Raw genomic sequence first — 5,168 nt, forward strand, 5'->3', positions numbered from 1 at the left:
CCGACCACGACCACCCCGACCTGGCCGCCGTGATCCGGGAGGCCCGGTTGCGCGGCGCGGGGATCGTGCTCGGCCCGCTGGAACCGCTCGTGCCCGAACGGACGCGGTCGCTGCGCGAGCTGGTCGGTCTGGCCGGTGACGTGCCGGTCGTCCTGCACAGCAAGCAGCACTGGGACCCGAAGTGGACCGCGCGGCCCGTGGTGTCGGTGCCGGTGCCGTCGCCGCTGCCCGCCGAACGGGCGGCGTGGTGGACGCGCGCGTTCGGCGGCGAACCCGCGTTCCTGCCCGACCTGGCCGGCTACCGGCTGGGTGCCGAGGAGGTCGACCGGGCGGCGGCCGTGGCCACGCGCCTGGCCGTCGTGGAGGGGCGGCCGGTCGGGCTGGAGCACGTGCGGGCCGGGGTGCGGGCGCAGAACGGCGCCGGGCTGGACCGCCTGGCCAGGCGGATCGTGCCCGCGGTGGGCTGGGACGACGTGGTGCTGCCCGCGCAGACCCGCAACCAGCTCGCGGAGCTGGTCGTGCGGGCCCGGCACCGCGAACGCGTGCTGGGTGAGTGGCGGATGCGCCCCGGCGGCGGACGCGGTCGCGGCGTGGTCGCGTTGTTCGCGGGCGAGTCCGGCACCGGCAAGACCATGTCCGCCGAGGTCGTGGCCGCCGAGATCGGCATGGACCTGTACGTGGTCGACCTGTCGACGGTGGTGGACAAGTACGTCGGTGAGACGGAGAAGAACCTGGAACGGATCTTCACCGAGGCCGCGGGCGTGCACGGCGTGCTGCTGTTCGACGAGGCCGACGCCGTGTTCGGCAAGCGGTCGGAGGTGCAGAGCGCGCACGACCGGTACGCCAACGTCGAGTCCGCCTACCTGTTGCAGCGCATGGAGTCCTTCGACGGCATCGCCGTGCTCACCACCAACCTGCGGTCCAACGTGGACGACGCGTTCACCCGGCGGATCGACGTCATCGCGGACTTCCCGGTGCCCGACGCCGAGCAGCGCCTCGCCCTGTGGGACCGCTGCCTGGGGCCCGCGCTGCCCCGTGCCGACGACCTGGACCTGCCGTTCTGCGCGGAGCGCTTCGAGCTGGCCGGTGGCTCGATCCGCGCGTGCGCGGTGACCGCGGCCTACCGCGCCGCCGCCGCCGATCGGTCCGTGGGCATGGCCGACGTGGTGACGGCCGTGCACCTGGAGTACCGCAAGCTCGGCCGACTGGTGCTGGAGAGCGAGTTCGGGCGCTGGTTCGACGAGGTGCGCTGAACGCGGCACGACCCCCGTCCCGGTCCGACGCCCTCCGCCGGCGCCTCGGCCCGCGCCGGCCGGTGCACGGTCAAGGCGTGCGCCTGATCGGGCAACTCGGCCCGGGGGAGCACCTTCGGGCATCGGCACTGCCCTCATCGGTGGCCCGCCGGCCCTGTCCGCGCGTGATCCGCCGCAGCAGGCTGTGCGGTGCCCGCCGGCACGCGAGCGCGTGCCGAGGAGCGGGGTCGGGCACTGCCCGGCGATGTCGAGTCGATCCACCGTCCCGACGGGGAGGTTCCATGCACGGCCATGACGACGATCGCGCCCGTGGCGACAGGACGCGCCGCCGCGCCCTACCGGCGGTGGACGACTTCGAGGAGTCGACCGACGAGGACTTCGGGGACGGACCGCAGGTGCAGCGGTCGAGCGTGGAGGAGGTGGTGGGGCGTCGGGGTGGTTCGTTGCCGCCGGAGGTGCAGCGGTTCGCGGAGGCGAGTTACGGGGAGGACTTCTCGGGGGTGCAGGTGCATTCCGATGGTGTGGCGATGCGGTCTGCGAAGGAGTTGCGGGCGCGTGCTTATACGTCGGGTGAGCATGTGGTGGCTCCGCGGGATTTGGACATGCACACGTGGTTGCACGAGTTGGATCATGTGCGGACTCAGCGTCGTGGTCTGGTGGAGGGTGGCACGGATCGGGGTGACGGGGTGCGGGTGAGCCACCCGTCGGACGAGCAGGAGAAGGCCGCCGACGTCAACGCCACCCGCGCCCTGAGCGGTGACCACCCGGTCGTGCCGGGCCCGACGGCGGCCGGCGATGGGGGCGGGCCGACCGTGCAGCGGGCGCTCAAGGTGGGCGGGACCCAGCTCACCACGACCTCGGAGGGTGCCCGGAACCAGGTGCAGCAGGTGTGGGCCGAGGTCGCGTCCCTGCCCGCGTTCCAGGCCCGCGGAGCCGAGGAGCGCACGGCGATGGAGGCGCAGTTCTGGAAGTGGGTGCAGGAGGTGCCCGGGACGGAGACCGGCCGGTCACCGTGGGGGCGCAAGGCGCAGAACCGCACCTACGCCAGGGTCGACGACCTGGAGACCGCGTTGCACGGGTGGGTGGCGGCGAAACCGGGACGCCGCGCCGAGAAGCAGTACGCCCAGGAGATCATCCGCAACCCCGAGGTGGACCTCCAGCTCAACAGCCTCCTGTACCGGGTCGTGCAGAAGATCGACAGCCTCGCGGACAGCGAGGACGACCAGGTCGCGGCCAAGTACCAGGACGTCCTGCGCGAGCTCCAGCAGGCGACCACCAGCGGCCCGGTGCGGGGCAACCCGGACCTCGGCAACCACGAGCGACCGCGGGGTTGGTACCAGTACTACCTCGCGATGAACGGCACGCGGGCCGACCCGCAGGTCATGCTGACCATCCGGGAGGGCGTCCTGGACGTCCTGGTCCGCCCGACGAACTACACCTTCCTGGACAAGGCGGTCGTGCTGCACGACCTCATGGAGTACTTCGGCGACCAGCGGCCCTGGAACCCGCGCGGTGCGGGCAACGGGTTGATGCCCGCACCGGCCGCGTCCATGATCGACAGCACGGCGGGGATCCGGGAGGACGGCACGCGGGCCACCACCCCCGACCGCGGGCGCACCGACCAGGGCACCCGGAACGAGCAGGCGCGCAGCACGCGGTTCGCCCGGCAGCACGACCTGCCGGTGTGGTCCGGCGCGTCGAACACCACCATCCACATGCTCAACCTCGCGCGGTGGGTGGACGCCACGCTGGAGGAGTCGACTGCGTTGGCGCACAGCATCTTCGCGTTCTGGCGGGTGTACTACGACCACACGTCGTTGGCGCCGCACACCCTGCACGAGGTGATGGACGTGGCGCAGAACTTCGACGTGCCCTACGACCCGCTCGACCGGTACCAAGGGCTCGCCCACGACGACGTGGAGGCCGAGCAGGCCGCCCTCCGCCGCAACGTGGAGGACCGGATAGCCGACGTGTCGTCGATGTTGAGCGACTTGAGCGAGTGGTGGGAGGGCCGCGACGACGACCCGAGGCTCGGGGAGTTCCTGCGGGCCCGGGAAACGCTGCTGGCGGTGCTCCGGACGTTCACCGACGACTTCGACGGGGCGGAGACCCCGGACGCGCGCAGGGTGCTGATCCGCCGCGCCCTGCACGCCGCCACGCACGTCGACCTCGCCATCAAGCGGTTCGCGCGCGGGCTGCGGGACGACGACTCCTCCGATTCCGACTCCTGAGGGCGACAGGTCCCACCCCGTGCGCCAGGAAGGGGGACAGCACCGCCGACGGCGTCGGGACGCCGTTCGTCCGCGGTCCGGCAACACCGCGGTGATCCACCACCTCAACCCAGGAGGCTCCATGCGCGATCAGGACCACAACGCCGACGAGAAGGGGAGAGGTGCGGTCCGACCGGCCCCACCGGACTGGTCGGAACCGGGTGGGCTGTCGGAGTTGCAGCGATCCGTCGGCAACGCGGCGACCAGCCGGTTCGTAGAGTTCGCCCGACGGGCCGACGAGGCCTTCGGGGACGGACCGCAGGTGCAGCGGTCGAGCGTGGAGGAGGTGGTGGGGCGTCGGGGTGGTTCGTTGCCGCCGGAGGTGCAGCGGTTCGCGGAGGCGAGTTACGGGGAGGACTTTTCCGGAGTGCAAGTCCACTCCGATGGTGCGGCGATGCGGTCCGCGAAGGAGTTGCGGGCGCGTGCTTATACGACGGGTGAGCATGTGGTGGCTCCGCGGGATTTGGACATGCACACGTGGTTGCACGAGTTGGATCATGTGCGGACTCAGCGCAGGGGTCTGGTGGAGGGTGGCACGGATCGGGGTGACGGGGTTCGGGTGAGCCACCCGTCGGACGAGCAGGAGAAAGCCGCCGACGTCAACGCCACCCGGGCGTTGGAGGGCAACGCGGCACACGTGGGCCACCAGCACGCGGGCCACCAGCACTCGGATCACGCCGCACCGCAATCCGGCGGCGGCGCGGTCACCGTGCAGCGGACCCCGGCGACCTGGAGCCAGGAGTCGGACACCAGGGCGGCGGAACGGTTGCAGGCCGGCCGACCGGGCATCGGGCAGCAGCAGTCGTTCTGGCCGCCCATCGTCGCACTCGTCCAGCGGTACGCCGGCCTGCCCAGCGCCGACACCGCCGCCCGCACCCGCGTGCTGGACGAGCTGGACGGCGCGATCCAGGAGTGGGAGCGGAACCAGAACAGCCGCGGCATGGCCGTGCTCAACCGGTCCGCGAGCGAGCAGAAGCGGGCCGTCATCGTCGGACTGCGCCGGCTGATGGGCGGCGAGCGCCAGGAGATCACGTTCCTGGAGGAGCAGGAGGCGAACCCGCCGCGGACACCGTCACCGGAGACGGGCGCGACGACGACCGCCGGCCGCGGCTCGCCGGAGCAGTCCTCGTCCGGCGACGACGAATCGATCCCCGAGGTCGAGCCGGCCAGGTTGATGAGGACCCGCAGGCGGTTGGAGGGCGTCCCGCCCCTGCCGGACGGCGTCCAGACCTTCGTCCACGTCACCGGGGAGGAGATCCAGTTCGGCATCAGGACGGAGGGGTTGCGCCCCGGGGCGGGCGAGGGGATCGGGCTGCCGGAAGGCGGTTCGGACGCTTACAACACCTACGTGGTCTCCGGTTCGCCGGAGGCGCTCAGCATGGTCACCTCCGAAGCAGGTTCCGGGGTGGTCGGCGTCATCGGCTCGGGGGTCACCCCCGACCGGGACCCGAACTACCGGGGCGGTGCCTACCGGTTCCAGGGCGGCATGGACCCGGTGCGCCGGGCCGGCCGGAGCGAGGGCGGTGGGCCGTTCTCCTTCACGCTGCCCGCCTCCGCCAAGGAGCGACGGGGCATCCACACGTTCGTCAACAACGTGCTCGCCTCTTCGAGGAAGGACCCGATCGCCGAAGAGGACGCGTACAAG

3 protein-coding genes are annotated in these 5,168 nt (G+C 72.0%); all 3 read left to right on the forward strand.

Translation table 11 applies throughout. The features are described from left to right. On the forward strand, positions 1-1,253 hold a 1,253-nt coding region (locus AB0G02_RS27760), incomplete at its 5' end, for an ATP-binding protein (RefSeq protein WP_360799299.1). A gap of 344 nt (positions 1,254-1,597) precedes the next feature. Further along, a complete protein-coding gene (locus AB0G02_RS27765) occupies positions 1,598-3,484 on the forward strand; it encodes a DUF4157 domain-containing protein (protein WP_360799301.1) in 1,887 nt (628 codons plus the stop codon). Positions 3,485-3,605: 121 nt separating this feature from the next. Continuing rightward, a partial coding sequence (locus AB0G02_RS27770) for a DUF4157 domain-containing protein (protein ID WP_360799303.1) occupies positions 3,606-5,168 on the forward strand: 1,563 nt, incomplete at its 3' end.

Origin of the sequence: Actinosynnema sp. NPDC023658 (assembly GCF_040639995.1) — a bacterium.
GTDB lineage: Bacteria > Actinomycetota > Actinomycetes > Mycobacteriales > Pseudonocardiaceae > Actinosynnema.